The following is a 15,277-nucleotide window of genomic DNA, read 5'->3' as shown; positions in this document are numbered from 1 at the left end:
GCGTACCTCGGCAAGCACTTCGGGCGTAGGAACGACATGGCAGCCCCCAGGGCCACGCCCACGAGCGGAAGTATCTGGCCGGTCAGACTCATCATGGACTCCGGATGAAGTAGCACAGCAATGTACACATTCCTTTCCACGGGACCCGAAGCGCGCAACACCCATACGGCTTGCAGGCGAGGGCGGCGCGAATGCAGGAGTCGGCCTCGTCACCCCGCCGGGCGTCCGAGCCCCGATATGCGTTCAGGTCGCGGGTTCCGCGTGGTTGTCCCTGTGATGTCGGGGCTGGGGGTGGGGTGGGTGTGCGAACCGTACCGTGATGGCGAGGCCGCCTTCGGGGCGTGCGTCGGTGGTGAGGGTGGCGTGGTGAGCCTGGGCGACGGCGTTGACGATGGCGAGGCCGAGTCCGTAGCCGTCGCGGTGGCTGTGGCGGTCGGGTGCCAGTCTCTGGAAGGGGTGGAGGAGGCGCTGGATCTGGTGGGCGGGGATGACCGGGCCGGTGTTGGTGATGGTCAGGGTTGCCCGCGTGCCGGAGGTACGCGTGGTGATCTGCACGTGCCCGTGCGGGTGGTTGTGGCGGATGGCGTTGTCGATGAGGTTGGCGACGAGGCTTTCGATCAGTCCCGGGTCCCCGGCCGTCACCGCGGGCGTGAGGTGTTCGGCGAGGTCGATGCCTTTTTCTGCTGCCCGGTCGCGGCGGGAGGCGAGCACTCCTTGGACGACATGGGCGAGGTCGAGGGTGTCGCGGCGGGTGACGCCGCGTTCGCTGGTGGCCAGGGCGAGCAGCGCCTCGACGAGCCGTTCCTGGTGTTCGCCGAGGGCGAGGGCCTCCTGGCAGACCGAGCGCAGGGTGTCGGCGTCGGCGTCGGGGTCGGCGAGGGCGACTTCGAGGAGGGTGCGCAGGCCGGCGAGGGGGGTGCGCAGCTCGTGGGAGGCGTTGGCGACGAAGTGGCGTTGGGCGTCGAAGGAGGCTTGGAGGCGGGCGAAGAGGTCGTCGAGGATGTGACCGAGTTCGGTCAGTTCGTCGGCGGGTTCGCCGAGGTCGAGGCGGTGGTGGAGGTTTCCGGCTGAGATGTGCCCGGCGGTGGTGGTGATGGCCCGCAGGGGCCGCAGGAAGCGGCCGGCGACGAACCAGCCGCCGGCGAGGGCGAGGGGGACGAGGAGGGCGAGCGCGACGGCGGAGCCGAGGAGGAGCTGGTGCGGGCCGATCCCTTCTCCGGTGCCGGTGATCGTGCCCCCCGTGCCGGTGTTCCCCTCCCCGGTGCCGGTGATCCCGCCCGGCTGTGAGCCGGGGACGGGAGCGGTTGACTGGATGCCGACCAGGGGCAGGGTGACGACGGCGGCGACCACCGCCCCGGCGGCGTAGATGCCCGCGGCGTAGAGGAGCGCGAGCCGGGTCTGCAGGGACCGTCTGGGGAGCGGCTGGGGGGTGGTCATGGTGGCCCGATCCGGTAGCCGCCTTCGCGGATGGTCTCGATCACCGGTGGGTCGCCGAGTTTGGCTCGCAGCCGGTGCATGGTGTGCTTGACCGCGGAGGTGAAGGGGTCGGCCGCTTCGTCCCAGACGCGTTCGAGCAGTTCCTCGGCGGGCAGGACCAGGCCGGGTGAGGCGAGCAGGCATTCGAGGAGCGCGAACTCCTTCGGGCTGAGCTCGAGGCGCCGGCCGGCGCGGAACGCCGCCCGGCGGGCCGGGTCGAGGGTGATGTCCCCGCAGGAGAGGGTGGGCGGAAGTGGCGGGGTGGCCCGGCGGGCCAGGGCCCGGACGCGGGCGACCAGTTCGGCGAAGGCGAACGGCTTGGGCAGGTAGTCGTCCGCGCCGAGGCTGAGCCCGTGGACACGGTCCTCGACCGTGCCGGAGGCAGTGAGCATCAGCACGCGGGTCTCGGAGCGGTCGTTGGCGAGCCGCCGGCAGATCTCGTCCCCGTGGACGCCGGGCAGGTCCCGGTCGAGGATCACCACCTCGTAGCGGGTGACGGCCAGGCGGGCGAGGGCGTTGGTCCCGTCCAGCACGACATCGACGGCCATGCCCTCGCGGCGCAGCCCGGTGCCGATCGAGCGGGCCAGCACCTCGAAGTCCTCGGCCACCAGGACCCTCAACGCGGTTCACCGCCTGTCGTGCGGGCCAGTCGGCGGGGCGGGCCGTCGGTGTGGGGTGCCATGTGCCCAACGATGCCAGGTCGCAGGTCGCAGCCAGGTCGCAGCGGCTGCGACCGGGCGGGAACCGGGCAGTCGGTACAACAGCCGGCATGAGTTCACACCGAACCGGCTGCTCATCGCGATGAGCGCCGCAGAGATTGTCGTCGCCGGGCTGCGCAAGCGGTACGGGGCGGTCCGAGCCCTCGATGGCATGTCCTTCACCGTCCGTCCGGGGCTGGTGACCGGCTTCGTGGGACCGAACGGGGCCGGGAAGTCCACCACGATGCGGGTGATCCTCGGCCTTGACGCGGTCGACGCGGGCACGGCGCTCATCGGCGGGAAGCCGTACCGAGGCCTTCGGCACCCGCTGAGCCACGTCGGTTCGCTGCTGGACGCGGCGGCGCCGCACGCCGGCCGCAGCGGGCGTAACCACCTGCTGTGGCTGGCGCATTCACAGGGCCTGGCCGCACGGCGGGTGGACCAGGTGATCGAGCAGGTCGGCCTGGTCCCGGCGGCCCGGCGCAAGGTCGGTGGCTACTCGCTCGGCATGCGGCAGCGGCTCGGGATCGCCGCGGCCCTGCTGGGCGACCCGCCGATCGTCATGCTCGATGAGCCGTTCAACGGGATGGACCCGGAAGGCATCGTATGGATGCGTGGCTTCCTGCGGTCGCTGGCCGCTCAGGGCCGCGCCGTCCTGGTGTCCAGCCATCTGATGAGCGAGGTGCAGGACACCGCCGACCACCTCGTCGTGGTCGGGCGCGGCAGGGCCATCGCCGACGCCGGCGTGGCCGACCTGATCGCGGCCGCGTCCGGGGACCGGGTGGCCGTGCGTACCACCGCCGGGACGCACGCGATGAGCGTGCTCGAGCGTGCCGGCGCGACCGTGGCGGTCACCGGCCGCGACACCCTTGCCGTCTGCGGCCTCGACGCGGACCGGATCGTGAGGCTGCTCGGCGCCGGCGCGGTGCCGTTCTCCGAGGTGTCGGCGCACCGCGCCACGCTGGAGGAGGTCTACATGGAGCTCACCCGCGACGCGGTCGAGTTCCGCGCCGCGGAGCCGCGGGAGGTGTCGCGGTGACCCCCACCGTCACGCCGTACCGGTCCGGGCGGCGGGCCGGGCGGGACGGCTTCGTCCAGTCGCTGCACGCGGAGTGGACCAAGTTCCGGACGGTCCCCGGCTGGGTGACCGGTGTGGTGGCGGCAGCCCTGATGGTGGTGCTGATCGCCCTGCTCGCCGGGGTCAGCAGCGATCAGAAGGGCTCACCGCCCGTTCCGGTCGGACCGGGCGGTGAGCCGGTCACCGACAGCTTCTACTTCGTGCACCGGCCGCTGGCCGGAAACGGCAGCATCACCGTCTCCGTTTCCGCGCTCAGGAGCAGCATCCCCAAGGGCCCCGGTGATCTGCGGCCCGGCACCGTTCCATGGGCGAAGGCCGGGATCGTCATCAAGCAGAGCACCCGCCAGGGGTCGCCCTACGCGGCGATCATGGTCACCGGCAGCCACGGCGTGCGGATGCAGGACAACTACGTCAACGACACGGCCGGTCCCCCCGGCCCCGGCCCCGTCTCCGCCGCGTCCGTCCGCCGGCTGCGGCTGGAGCGCTCGGGCGACGCGGTCACCGGCTATGCCTCCGCCGACGGCACGCACTGGACCAAGGTGGGCACCGTGCGCGTGCGGGGGCTCGGACCGACCGCGCACGGCGGGCTGTTCGTCGCGTCTCCGCCTGCCGTGGAGGGCATGGGCACGAGCGGCAGCGTGTCGACGGCCGTCTTCGAGGACCTTCGTGTCCAGGGGCGCTGGGCCGGTGGTGGCTGGAGGGGCGATCAGGTGGGGCCCGAGTCCCCCAGCTTCGCCGGCTACCCGGAGAACACCTCGGGTTCGTCGACGGAATCCGACGGCCGCTTCACGGTGACCGGCGCAGGCGACATGGCGCCCGCCGTTCGCGAAACCCTGCCGACCGGCGGCACCTTCGGAGACCTGCTCACCGGCACGTTCGCCGCGCTGATCGCGGTGATCGTCGTGGGGGCGCTGTTCATCACCACGGAATACCGGAACGACCTGATCCATGTGACCCTGACCGCCGGCCCGAAACGGGGCCGGGTGCTGCTGGCCAAGGCGATGGTGCTGGGGGCCGTCACCTTCGTCGCCGGGCTGGCGGGAGCGGCCGTGGCGGTTCCGCTCGGCGAGCGGCTCTCCCGGGCCAACGGCGTGTACGTCTTCCCGATGACGACGTCAACCGAGCTACGGGTGGAGCTCGGGACCGCGGCGCTGCTCGCGACCGCCGCGATCCTGGCCCTCGCCGTCGGCACCGTTTTCCGGCACGGTGCCGGCGCGGTCACCACCGTCGTCGTGGCCATCGTGCTGCCCTACATCCTGACCGCCACCCCGTTCATGCCCGCGAGCGTGTCCAACTGGCTGACCCGGGTGACACCGGCCGCGGCCTTCGCCGTCCAGCAGACGCTCACGCCGTACCACCAGGTCACGAGCAACTATGCGCCGTGCAACGGCTATTACCCGCTGGCGCCGTGGGCCGGGTTCTGCGTCCTGGCCGGCTACGCGGCGGTGAGTCTGGCCGTAGCAGCCGTCCTTCTCCGCAGGAGGGACGCATGAGAGGGGCCCTGCACGCGGAATGGACGAAGATACGGACCGTCGCCGGCCCTCTGTGGCTGCTGCTCGGCATGATCGCGGCGACAGTGGCCCTGAGCGCCGGGGCGGTCTCGGTGCCGACCTGCGAGTCCGCGGGCTGCGGCGGCGACATGACCAGGGTCAGCCTCCTTGGCGTCGCGCTCGGCCAGGCGCCGGCCGCCGTCCTGGCCGTGCTGGTCATCAGCGGCGAGTACGGCTCGGGCATGATCCGCACCACCCTCGCGGCGATGCCGCACCGGGCCACCGTCCTCGCGGCCAAGGCCATCACGCTCGCGGGCGTCGTGGCCGCGGCCGGGACCATTGCGGTTCTCGGGTCGCTGGCTGCCGGGCGGCTCATCCTGCCCCGCCACGGCTTCACAGCCGCCCACGGCCACCCGGCCCTGTCCCTGGCCGACGGGCCCACGCTCCGCGCGGCCGCCGGGTCGATCCTCTACCTGATCCTGATCGCCCTGCTCAGCCTCGGCATCGCCGCCGTCGTGCGGGACTCCGCGGCCGCCATCGGGGTCGTCCTCGGCCTGCTCTACCTCCTCCCCGTCCTCTCCCAGGTGGTCGGCGATCCGCACTGGCACCGCCTGCTCCAGCGGATCGGGCCGATGAGCGCCGGGCTCGCCGTCCAGGCCACCACCGATCTCGACAGCCTGCCCGTCAGCCCCTGGGCCGGTCTTGGCGTCACCGCCGGGTGGGCCGCCGCCGCGCTCGTGGCCGGCGGCCTGCTGCTGCGCGGACGCGACGCGTAGCCGGCCGGGCGAGGCGAGCGGCGCGCTGACCGGTGGTCAGAGCCAGACCGGGGCGTCGGTGCCCCAGGGGGTGGGCGGGTGGGACCAGTCGCGGGGGGCGCCGGTGTGGCCGAGGGGCGGGCGGGCGTAGCGCAGCCGGCCGTACGGGGCGGGGCGCTCGGTCAGCCAGGGGGTGGCGTCATAGGTGTCGCCGCGCGGGGTGTCGCCGGTGGCGGGGGTGATGCCGGTGGCGGGGGTGATGCCGTGCATCAGCCAGGAGGCCGTGGCGGCGAGGGAGAGGCGCAACCGGTGTCCGCCGCCGCTGTCCTGGCGCTCGGTCAGGGCACGCAGCACCCCGGCGGCGAGCAGATAGCCCGTGCCGTGGTCCAGGGCCTGCGCGGGCAGGACGCCGGGGTGGCCGTCGGGGGCGGCTTCGAGGGCGGCGATGCCACTCGCGGCCTGGACGAGGCTGTCGAAGCCGCGCCGCTGGGCCCAGGGACCGGACCAGCCCCAGGCGGACACCTGGGCGACGACGAGTCCGGGGCGGCGTTCCAGCAGGGCGTCCGGGGCGAGGCCGAAGCGGTCGAGGGCGCCGGGGCGGTAGCCGGTGACCACGGCGTCGGCGCGGGAGAGCAGTTCCTCGAAGGTCCGCCGGTCCCGGGGGTCGCCGAGGTCCAGCCGGGTGGACCGCTTGCCGAAGCCGGTGTCGGCGTGGGCGTCCGGGTCCTCCGGGAGGTGCGGGGAGTCGACGCGCAGTACGTCCGCGCCGAGCAGCGCCAGGGTGCGGGTGGCCACGGGCCCGGCGATGACCCGGGTGAGGTCGAGGACGCGTACGCCGCCCGCGGGAAGGGGTGCGGGCGGCAGGGGGCCGGGGGCGGCGTCGCCCACGCGGCGGGACTCGACCAGCGGGGGACCGGACAGCGCGGGGCCGGGCAGCGCGGGACCGGTGTCCGCGGCGGCGCTCTCCGCGGCGGCCCCGGTGGCGGCCCGCGGGAGCGGCGCGACCGCTACGGCCAGGCCGCCCGCTCCGTAGACCGTCTCCTGCACCCCGCGGGCCGGGCGGGCCGCCAGCTCCTCCGCGAGCCGCTTGACGAGGACGTCCTCGTCGTCCCCGTCGGCGATGCCCAGGGCGGACAGGAGGCGGGCGCGGTGGTGGGGGTAGTTGGCGTGGGTGCGCACCCAGCCGTCGGCCGCGCGCCAGAAGCCGGACAGCGGCGCGAAGTTCGCCGGCTTCCGGCCGTCGATCCGCAGATGCCGCTCGCTGACGAACGCGGTGGCGACCGCGGCCTCCGCCACCCGTACGGCGGGCACCGCTGACCGGGACCGCCGCGCCGCGAGTTCCGCGGCGGCCAGGGAGCACGCTCCGACGGTGGCGCGGGCCAGCTCCCGTACGGGCAGACGGGCGGGCAGGACCCCGTCGGCGGGGACGTACGAGACCTCCTCCAGCAGGTCCGCGGCGCCCCCGAGGGCGGTCCACGCGTGAGCGGTCGCGGCGTCGGCGCCGGCGGCGGTCTCGATTCGGTGCGTCATGCAGTCATTGTGCGGGGCACCGCAAGACCCACCTCAAGACCGCGCGCGGCGCGGCCCGCCGCTACTCCTCCCCGAACTCCAGCAGCACCTTGCAGGAGCGGCTGCGGTCGGCGGCCAGGGCGAAGGCGTCGGCCGACTCCCGTACCGGCCGGACCGCGCTGATCAGCGACTCCAGGGACGGCTCGGCCGCCAGCAGCCGCAGGGCGTCGTCGAACTCCGCGTGGAAGCGGAACGCCCCGCGCACCTCGATCTCCCGGCTGACCAGCAGGTTCCCCGCGATCGGGCTCTGCCCGGGGGGCAGCATGCCCAGCTGTACGAGGACGCCGCCGCGCCGGAGCCGGCGCAGACACGTGTCGAGGCCGGCCGCCACGCCCGAGGCCTCGATCGCGGCGTCCACCTCGCCGTCCGGCCAGTTCGGATCGGCCGGGTCGTCGGCCCGTACGCAGGCGGTGGCCCCGGCCGATGCCGCGAACTCCAGGGCGCGCGGCAGCAGATCGGTCACCGTGATCCGCGCGGCGCCCGCCGCGCGCGCCGCGGCCACGACCAGACAGCCGATCGGCCCGGCGCCCGTGACCAGCACATGACGGCCCTTGAGGTCCCCGGCGCGCCGTACCGCGTGCAGGGCGACGGCCAGCGGCTCAGCGAGCGCGGCGCGGCGCAGGTCAAGGCCCTCGGGCAGGGCCCGCAGCTGCTCGGCGGGGACGGCTATACGGCCCGCGAAGCCGCCTTGGACGTGTGGGGTCCGCGCGGCGCTGCCCAGATAGCGGGTGTCGCGGCAGACGTTGGCCCGGCCGTCCGCGCACTCGGGGCACACCCCGCAGGGCGTGGCCGGGTGGACGGCGACGGGTGTGCCGGGCGCGGGTCCGCTCGCGCCCTCGCCGTATCCGACGACCGTGCCGACGACCTCGTGGCCCAGCACCATCGGCTCGCTCAGCCGGAAGTCGCCGACCCCGCCGTGGCGGTGGTAGTGCAGATCGGAGCCGCAGATGCCGCCGTAGCGGATCGCGACGACGGCCTGCCCGGGAGCCGGGGTCGGCTCGGGGAGTTCGTCGATCCGCAGATCGCCCTGCCCATGGATCACACAGCCAAGCACCATGTCCTCCACCCACACCTCTCCGTGCTCACAGCACGCTCGTCATGCCGCCGTCTACGTAAAGGATCTGCCCGCTCACGAAGTCCGCCGCGGGGGACGCCAGATACAGCAGCGCGCCGACCAGATCCTCGGTCCGCCCCCAGCGGCCCGCCGGGGTCCGCCCGCGCACCCAGGCGCTGAACGTCTCGTCCTCGACGAGCGGCCGGGTCAGCTCCGTCTCGATGTAGCCGGGGCCCAGCCCGTTGACCTGGATTCCGTACGGGCCCCAGTCGGCGCACATGCCCTTGGTGAGCATCTTCAGGGCGCCCTTGGTCGCCGCGTAGGGGGCGATGCCGGGGCGCACCACCTCGCTCTGCAGCGAACAGATGTTGACGATCTTCCCGTGGCCGCGTTCGGTCATCCGCCGCGCGACCTCGCGGCCCACCAGGAACGCGCTGGTGAGGTTGGTGTCCAGGATCTGGTGCCAGGCCTCGTCGGTGAACTCCAGCAGCGGGGCACGGTTCTGCATGCCCGCGTTGTTGACCAGGATGTCGAGCGGGCCGACCCGCTCCTCCACCTCGGCGACCCCGGCGGTGACGGAGGGGCCGTCGGTGACGTCGAAGACGGCGGTGTGGACGGTGGCGGCCCCGGCCGGCGGGGCGGACTCGGTGAGCTCGGCCGCGGCGGCCTTGAGGCGTTCCGGGTCGCGGCCGTTGAGGACCACCGTGCAGCCCGCCTCCAGCAGGCCCCGGGCGAGCGCGTGGCCGATGCCGCGGCTGGAGCCGGTGACGAGGGCGGTGCGGCCCGCGATGTCGAAGAGCGGATGTGTCGTCATGGGCGTGGGTTCCCTCGGAGTGCTAGATGACCAGGGAGAGCAGCAGGACGAAGCCGATCGAGACGACGGAGATGATGGTCTCCATCACCGACCAGGTCCGTACGGTCTGCCCGACGCTCATCCCGAAGTACTCCTTGACCAGCCAGAACCCGGCGTCGTTGACATGGCTGAAGAACAGCGACCCGGCGCCTATGGCGAGGACGAGCAGCGCGGTGTGCGTGCTGCTCATATCGGCCGCCAGCGGGGCCATCAGACCGGCGGCGGAGATGGTGGCCACGGTCGCCGAGCCGGTCGCCAGCCGGATGCCCACCGCGATCAGCCAGGCGAGCAGCAGCGCGGAGACGTTCCAGTCCTTGGAGAAGTCCATGATCATCTGGCCGACGCCGATGTCGATCAGCGTCTGCTTGAAGCCGCCGCCCGCGCCGACGATCAGCAGGATTCCGGCGATGGGGGCGAGCGAGGTCTCGACGGTGGACGCCAGCCGGCCCTTGGCGAAGCCCGCCGCCCGGCCGAGCGTGAACATCCCCACGAGGACGGCCGCCAGCAGCGCGATCAGCGGCGATCCGACGACGTCCGCGACCCGCTGGACGCCGTTGGCCGGGTCGTCCACGACGATGTCCACGAGCGCCTTGCCGAGCATCAGGACGACCGGCAGCAGCACCGTGGCCACGGTGATCCCGAACCCGGGGCGGCGCTCCAGCTCCTCCGAGGGGCGGGCCGGGATCAGCCGGTCGGGCGGGGTGACGTCCACCCAGCGGGAGGCGACGCGGGCGAAGAGCGGCCCGGCGATCACGACGGTGGGCAGCGCGACCAGCACGCCGAGCGCCAGGGTGATGCCCAGGTTGGCCTTGACCGCGTCGATCGCGGCGAGCGGGCCGGGGTGCGGCGGCACCAGGCCGTGCATGACGGACAGGCCGGCGAGGGCCGGGATGCCGATCCGCATCAGCGAGTAGTTGCCGCGCTTGGCGACCAGCAGCACGACCGGGATCAGCAGCACCATGCCGACCTCGAAGAAGAGCGGCAGCCCGATGATCCCCGCGATCAGCGCCATCGCCCACGGCATGGTGCGGTCGTTCGCCTTGGCGAGGATCGTGTCGACGATCTGGTCGGCGCCGCCGGAGTCCGCGAGGAGCTTGCCGAGGATCGCGCCGAGCGCGATCAGCACACCGACGCCCGCGACCGTGCTGCCGAGCCCGGCCGTGAAGCTGGCTATCGCCTTGTCCAGCGGCGCGCCCGCGACGGCGCCGAGGGCCAGCGAGCCGATGGTCAGCGACAGAAAGGCGTGCAGCTTGAACTTGGTGATGAGCAGGACGATGACGGCGATGCCGACGAGGACGGCGAGTCCCAGCTGGGCGTGACCTGCCGACGTGATCGGGTCGACGGTGTCCGCTGCCAGCGTCTCGACACTGAGACTGGTCACGGAGGCTTCCTTTGCGTGCGTGTCTTGGCCATGCCTTGGCCGTACGTTTGTTTACCGCTGGGCTTCGAACCGCCGCAGTGCGGCGACGGACAGCTCCGTGACGGTCTCGGGATCGGGGGTGACGTCCACCGCGACGCCGTTCTCGTCCGGTTGCAGCGGCTCGAGGGTCGCCAGCTGCGAGTCGAGCATCTTGGTGGTGAAGAAGTGGCCCTTGCGTGCCTCCATCCGCTCCGCTATCTGATCGCGGTCACCGGTGAGATGGAGGAAGAAGATGCCGGGGGCGGCGGCGCGGAGCCGGTCGCGGTAGGCGCGCTTGAGCGCGGAGCAGCTGACCACCCCGCCGCCCGCGGAGTGGTCGTGGGCCCATGCGCCGATGGCGTCCAGCCAGGGGCGGCGGTCGTCGTCGTCGAGCGGGACACCGGCCGACATCTTGGCGATGTTGGCCGGGGGGTGGAAGTCGTCGGCCTCGGCGTACGGAACGCCGAGCTCGGCGGCCAGCAGCTCGCCGACCGTGGTCTTGCCCGTGCCGGACACTCCCATGACGACGACAACCTGGGGGGTCTGCATCGATACCTCGCTGTCTTCTCCGGCGCTGTCTTCGTCGACCTCGGCGCCGCGGCACACTCAACCCCACAGGTACGACGTATTCAAGAGTTCGTGACCTAAAAGTCATACTTAATTGAGGGACCGGCTCGGCACGTAAGGTGAGGCCATGGACAACCAGGGGCGGGGACAGCACGCACGCGTGCTGGCATCCCTCGGGCCCGCGATCACATCAGGCGACTACCCGCCGGGCACCGTTCTGCGCACGGATGAGCTGGAGAAGCGCTTCGACGTCTCACGGACCGTCGTACGCGAGGTGGTGCGCGTCCTGGAATCCATGCACCTGGTGGAGTCCCGCCGCCGGGTGGGGGTCACGGTGCGCCCGGCCGAGGAGTGGGACGTCTTCGACCCGCAGGTCATCCGCTGGCGGCTGGCGGGCTCCGACCGGCCGCGCCAGCTGCGCTCGCTGACCGCGCTGCGCTCGGCGATCGAACCGGCCGCGGCGGCGCTGGCCGCCGAGCACGCCACCCCCGAGCAGTGCGCCGAACTCACCGAGCACGCCCTCAACATGGTGGCCACCTCACGCGGCCAGCAGCTGCCGGCCTACCTCGTGCACGACATCGCGTTCCACCGGGTGATTCTCAAGGCCTCGGGCAACGAGATGTTCGCGCGCCTGGGCGATGTGGTCGCGGAGGTGCTGACGGGGCGCACCGAGCACCAGGTGATGTTCACCGACCCGGATCCGGAGGCGGTCACCCTGCATGTGCGGGTCGCCGAGGCCGTACGGGCGCGGGACGCGGCGCTGGCGGAGGCGTACACCCGGGAGATCACGGTCGGCGCGCTGCGGGAGCTGGACATCCTGGCGCCTTAGGGACGTACGGCCGGCCAGCGCTCGTACCACCGCTGGTCGGCCTCCAGCTGCGCGGCGAGCGAGATCAGCAGCGGCTCGCTGTCGGCGGGGCCGAGGAGCTGGGCGCCCAGCGGCAGGTCGCCGTCCTCGCCGGTGAATCCGGCCGGTACGTTCACGGCCGGCCAGCCCAGGACGTTCCAGGGCCAGGCGTACGGGCAGGCCGCGATCGTCGCCCGGTCGGTGTGCCAGCTGTTCAGCTCGGCCATGGCACCGATCCGCAGCGGTGGTGTCGCGGTCGTCGGGGAGAGCACCACGTCAAAGCCGTCGCCGTCGCCGTCCCGCGAGAAGATCTCCCCGACCCTGCGCCGCAGCGCCCCTTCAGCGGCCCGGGCCAGGCGCAGCGGCCGGCCGCCCAGGAGCCTGCCGTGCCGGACGGCGGTGAGCGTGCGTACGTCGAGCAGGGCCCGGTCCGGGACGTGCGCGGACCACTCCCACAGTCCGGCCATCGCCCGCGGCAGGAAGGACAGGCCGACCCCGACCCCGTAGCGCGGCTCGGCCGCCACGACGTCGTGGCCCAGGGCCGTCAGCCGCTCGGCGATCCTCAGGACGGCGGCCCGGACGACCGGGTCGAGCTGCTTGGGCGTGCCGGTGAAAGGGGGCTTCAGGGAGACCGCGACGCGCAGCCGCCCCGGGTCGCGGCGCACGGCGGAGAGCACGTCCACCGGCGGTGGCTGGTGCAGATCGCCGGGGCGGTTGCCGGTCGCCGCGTGCAGCAGCAGGGCGGCGTCCTCGACGGTGCGGGCGAGGGGTCCGTTGCAGGTGATGCCGTTAAACGCCTCGGCGTACGGCCAGGTGGAGATCCGGCCGCGCTGCGGCTTGATGCCGATCAGGTGGGTCCAGGCGGCGGGGATACGGACCGAACCGGCCCCGTCCGAGCCGAGCGCGGCGGGCACCAGGCCCGCGGCCACGGCGGCCGCGGCTCCGCCGGAGGAGCCGCCCGGGGTGTGGTCCGGGTTCCAGGGGTTGCGCGTCACGCCGAAGGCGGGCCCCTCCGTGAACGGCCACTGTCCCAGCTCGGGGGTGTTGGTCTTGCCCACGATGACGGCGCCTGCCGCCCGCAGCCGCCGCACCGCCTCGGAGTCCTCGGTCTTGGGCGGGAACTGCCCGCAGCACCCGAAGGCGGTCGGCTCGCCCGCCACGTCCGTGTCGTCCTTGACCGCGATCGGCACCCCCAGCAGCGGCAGCCGCCGCCCGGCCGCCAGCAGCCGGTCGGCCTCGTCGGCCTCGCGGAGCGCGGCCTCGGCGCGTACCCGCCGGAAGGCGTTGAGCGTGCCCTGTGTCCCGGCGATACGGTCCAGCGCCCGCTCGACCAGCGCGCGGGAGGACACCTCTCCGCCGGCCAGCGCGCGGACCTGCTCGCTCAGACCTTTCGGAATGACGCTGGTCACGGCGGACCTCCTCGACTCGCTTCGCCCGCGCCCGACGGGCCGGCACCAGTGCTCGTGAGTTCGGCCACTCCCCCTTTACCGCACGGGACGCTGGTGCGCACCCTGGGCGGGGTGACGGCTGCCTCATGCCGAATCATCGCTGAGTGAGAAGGACACCCGCATGACCGACATCGCGGCACGCCGCATCCGTTTCCGGCCCCGGACCGGCGGACCGTCAGACGACGGCCTGCTGGAGACCGTTCTCGGCTGGGTCCTGACCGTCTGCATCGCGATGCTCACCGTCCAGCTCGGGCTGCTGTAGCCGCGAGCGCCGCCTCCTCGCGGCCGCGCAGCCGGCGGTCGAAGAACGCCACGAGCGGCGTACGCGGGTCGTCGGGCCCGGCCGCCGCCGGCTCCGCGTCCAGATCGGCGACCGCCTTGATCCTCGGGTCGTCGTGCATGGTCGCCAGGTCCACCAGGCAGCCCGCGGACCGTCCGAACAGCCCGATCCTGGTCAGGTCCAGGACGCCGGGGGCGAGCGACATGAGCTGGTCGAGCACGAACCGGACGTCCGCCACCCGGTCGTGCGGGAGCTCGGCCGCCTGTGCGTCGTGGACGATGGTCACGACCACATAGCCGTGCGAGGCCAGCTCCTCGGCGAGCGGGCTGGGCGCGTACGCCTCGCCGACGCCGGGCGAGTGGAGCACCACGGGCCGCGGGCCGCTGGGGTCCAGCGCGGGCGGGGCGTCCTGGTGGGCGAAGGTCCCCGGGATCCGCTCGTACCGCTCGACCTCGCGGGCCGGGTAGCGGACGTCGACCGTCAGCTCGCGGAACGGCCTGGAACGCACCCACGGCTCGGGCCGGTCGCGGTCGACCAGGTCCAGGGAGATCATGCCGATAGGGTCCGGGCCGGTCGGCACCTCGGCGCCTGGGGCGGGCGCGGCGAGCGGGGCGGAGGCGGTCGGTTCGCTGCGGTGCGGCCCACGGCCGGCGGTGTATGTCGTCATGTGTTAGAGGATTCCGCGTCGGGCCGCCCGCCACCATGTGGGGAGCCCGCCGTCCTCGGGTGGACCTGAGTCCACCTTGCCCGGGGACGCGAGTCCTGGGACGAACCCCCGCGTCCACTATGCTGCACTTCATCGTTGGACATAGTGGACTACGCAGGAGATCTGAAGCCATGGCTCTCGACGCGGTGGAATGGCTCGACTCGGCCACCATCGACCCCGCCGTCCTCGCGCTGCGCCCCGACTACCGCGCGCTCCTCATCACCGCCGAGGGGCTGCGCCCCGGCCCCAGTGACGACATCAGCGAGGGCATGCTCTCGGCGGCGGAGGCCACGGCGCGCGAGCTGCTGGGCGACGGGGCCGTGGAGCAGCACCCGCACATCGCCGCGTGGCGCGAGGCGTTCCGCGCCTTCGGCGCGAAGCCGCAGCGCACGCGGCCCAGCGCGGAGGCGCTGCTGCGGCGGGCGGCGGCCGGGCTGCCCCGGGTGGACCGGCTCACCGACATCTACAACGCGATCTCCGTCGCCCATGTCCTGCCGCTCGGCGGCGAGGACCTCGACCACTACGCCGGACCGGCGCGCCTGGTGCGCGCCGAGGGCGACGAGACCTTCGAGACCACGGCCGGCGGCGAGGCCGTCGTGGAGCACCCCGCGCCGGGCGAGGTGGTCTGGCGCGACGACGCGGGCGTCACCTGCCGCCGCTGGAACTGGCGCCAGTGCACCCGCACCCGGCTGACCCACGCCACCACCCGCGCCATGTTCGTCCTCGACGCCCTCGGCCCGATGGACGACGCCGCCCTGACCGCCGCCGGGGACGCACTCGCCGCGGCCCTGAAGGACGCCTGCCCCGGCGTACGGATTCACTCGCGGCTGGTCACGGGCGCGCCGCAGGCGGTCACGGGCTGACGGCCCCACCCCTGCCTCAGTCCACTCCGAACCACCTGAGCGCCCCGGTGGTCGCCGCTGCCGCCACCACCGCGGCGAGGAACGGCGCCCGCCGGGCCGCCAGTACCCCGCCCACCAGCACCCCGGCGGGCCGGGCCCAGCCGGCGAAGGCGTGGTCGGCGGTGAGGGACGAGGTGGCGACCAGCGCGCACAGG

General features: G+C 73.4%; 15 protein-coding genes and 1 pseudogene. 6 read left to right on the top strand and 10 right to left on the bottom strand.

Translation table 11 applies throughout. From position 1 onward, the window contains the following. Window positions 1-243: 243 nt before the first annotated feature. Together ACFZDL_RS19030 and ACFZDL_RS19025 are read right to left on the bottom strand one after the other, a co-directional pair. Complete coding sequence (locus ACFZDL_RS19030; RefSeq protein ID WP_353588257.1) at window positions 244-1,437, bottom strand: HAMP domain-containing sensor histidine kinase; 1,194 nt, start codon at window positions 1,435-1,437, stop codon at window positions 244-246. Then, complete coding sequence (locus tag ACFZDL_RS19025; protein WP_353588259.1) at window positions 1,434-2,096, bottom strand: response regulator transcription factor; 663 nt, start codon at window positions 2,094-2,096, stop codon at window positions 1,434-1,436. Before ACFZDL_RS19025 ends, ACFZDL_RS19030 begins: the two co-directional genes overlap by 4 nt. Window positions 2,097-2,277: 181 nt before the next feature. On the opposite strand from ACFZDL_RS19025, the gene ACFZDL_RS19020 reads away from it, so the two are divergent. The 3 genes from ACFZDL_RS19020 to ACFZDL_RS19010 are packed head-to-tail and all read left to right on the top strand — an operon-like array spanning window position 2,278 to window position 5,518. Next, window positions 2,278-3,213, top strand: coding sequence for an ATP-binding cassette domain-containing protein (locus ACFZDL_RS19020; protein ID WP_353588261.1), 936 nt, complete (start codon window positions 2,278-2,280; stop codon window positions 3,211-3,213). After that, window positions 3,210-4,745, top strand: a complete 1,536-nt coding sequence (locus tag ACFZDL_RS19015) for an ABC transporter permease subunit (RefSeq protein ID WP_353588263.1) — start codon at window positions 3,210-3,212, stop codon at window positions 4,743-4,745. Before ACFZDL_RS19020 ends, ACFZDL_RS19015 begins: the two co-directional genes overlap by 4 nt. Further along, on the top strand, window positions 4,742-5,518 hold the full coding sequence (locus tag ACFZDL_RS19010; protein ID WP_353588265.1) for an ABC transporter permease subunit: 777 nt from the start codon (window positions 4,742-4,744) through the stop codon (window positions 5,516-5,518). Before ACFZDL_RS19015 ends, ACFZDL_RS19010 begins: the two co-directional genes overlap by 4 nt. 36 nt (window positions 5,519-5,554) lie before the next feature. On the opposite strand, the gene ACFZDL_RS19005 is transcribed toward ACFZDL_RS19010, so the two are convergent. From ACFZDL_RS19005 to ACFZDL_RS18985, 5 genes are all read right to left on the bottom strand, one after another. Beyond that, entirely contained in the window at window positions 5,555-7,027 is a 1,473-nt protein-coding gene (locus tag ACFZDL_RS19005) for a CoA transferase (RefSeq protein ID WP_353588267.1), read from the bottom strand. Window positions 7,028-7,088: 61 nt separating this feature from the next. Beyond that, entirely contained in the window at window positions 7,089-8,123 is a 1,035-nt protein-coding gene (locus tag ACFZDL_RS19000; RefSeq protein WP_353588931.1) for an L-idonate 5-dehydrogenase, read from the bottom strand. A gap of 25 nt (window positions 8,124-8,148) precedes the next feature. Further along, the gene (locus tag ACFZDL_RS18995) at window positions 8,149-8,934 is read right to left on the bottom strand and encodes an SDR family oxidoreductase (protein WP_353588269.1); all 786 of its coding nucleotides are present in this window, start codon (window positions 8,932-8,934) and stop codon (window positions 8,149-8,151) included. A 22-nt stretch (window positions 8,935-8,956) separates the two neighbouring features. Next, a complete protein-coding gene (locus ACFZDL_RS18990) occupies window positions 8,957-10,354 on the bottom strand; it encodes a gluconate:H+ symporter (protein ID WP_353588271.1) in 1,398 nt (465 codons plus the stop codon). Between the two features lie 51 nt (window positions 10,355-10,405). After that, window positions 10,406-10,921 (bottom strand): gluconokinase, encoded by a 516-nt coding sequence (locus ACFZDL_RS18985; RefSeq protein ID WP_353588273.1) that lies wholly within the window; start codon window positions 10,919-10,921, stop codon window positions 10,406-10,408. A gap of 145 nt (window positions 10,922-11,066) precedes the next feature. Here ACFZDL_RS18985 and ACFZDL_RS18980 point away from each other — a divergent pair, with 145 nt between their 5' ends. Next, window positions 11,067-11,768 (top strand): FCD domain-containing protein, encoded by a 702-nt coding sequence (locus tag ACFZDL_RS18980; protein WP_353588275.1) that lies wholly within the window; start codon window positions 11,067-11,069, stop codon window positions 11,766-11,768. Here the strand turns inward: ACFZDL_RS18980 and ACFZDL_RS18975 are convergent. Continuing rightward, window positions 11,765-13,195: an amidase gene (locus tag ACFZDL_RS18975; protein ID WP_353588277.1), complete on the bottom strand. Its 1,431-nt coding sequence runs from the start codon at window positions 13,193-13,195 to the stop codon at window positions 11,765-11,767. The two genes, ACFZDL_RS18980 and ACFZDL_RS18975, sit on opposite strands and share 4 nt — an antisense overlap. Window positions 13,196-13,355: 160 nt before the next feature. On the opposite strand from ACFZDL_RS18975, the gene ACFZDL_RS18970 reads away from it, so the two are divergent. Then, window positions 13,356-13,496: an SCO1431 family membrane protein gene (locus ACFZDL_RS18970; RefSeq protein WP_353588279.1), complete on the top strand. Its 141-nt coding sequence runs from the start codon at window positions 13,356-13,358 to the stop codon at window positions 13,494-13,496. Here the strand turns inward: ACFZDL_RS18970 and ACFZDL_RS18965 are convergent. Next, window positions 13,471-14,181, bottom strand: coding sequence for a hypothetical protein (locus ACFZDL_RS18965; protein ID WP_353588280.1), 711 nt, complete (start codon window positions 14,179-14,181; stop codon window positions 13,471-13,473). The two genes, ACFZDL_RS18970 and ACFZDL_RS18965, sit on opposite strands and share 26 nt — an antisense overlap. 170 nt (window positions 14,182-14,351) lie before the next feature. On the opposite strand from ACFZDL_RS18965, the gene ACFZDL_RS18960 reads away from it, so the two are divergent. After that, window positions 14,352-15,083, top strand: coding sequence for a phenylalanine--tRNA ligase beta subunit-related protein (locus tag ACFZDL_RS18960; RefSeq protein WP_353588282.1), 732 nt, complete (start codon window positions 14,352-14,354; stop codon window positions 15,081-15,083). A gap of 16 nt (window positions 15,084-15,099) precedes the next feature. Here the strand turns inward: ACFZDL_RS18960 and ACFZDL_RS18955 are convergent. Beyond that, window positions 15,100-15,276: pseudogene (locus tag ACFZDL_RS18955) on the bottom strand (AzlD domain-containing protein); the annotation flags it as partial. Window position 15,277: the final 1 nt, after the last annotated feature.

This window comes from Streptomyces sp. NPDC007917, from assembly GCF_042959105.1.
Taxonomy (GTDB): Bacteria; Actinomycetota; Actinomycetes; order Streptomycetales; family Streptomycetaceae; genus Streptomyces.
Note: the sequence above shows the minus strand (reverse complement) of the source record. Positions and strands in the feature narration are given on the sequence as shown.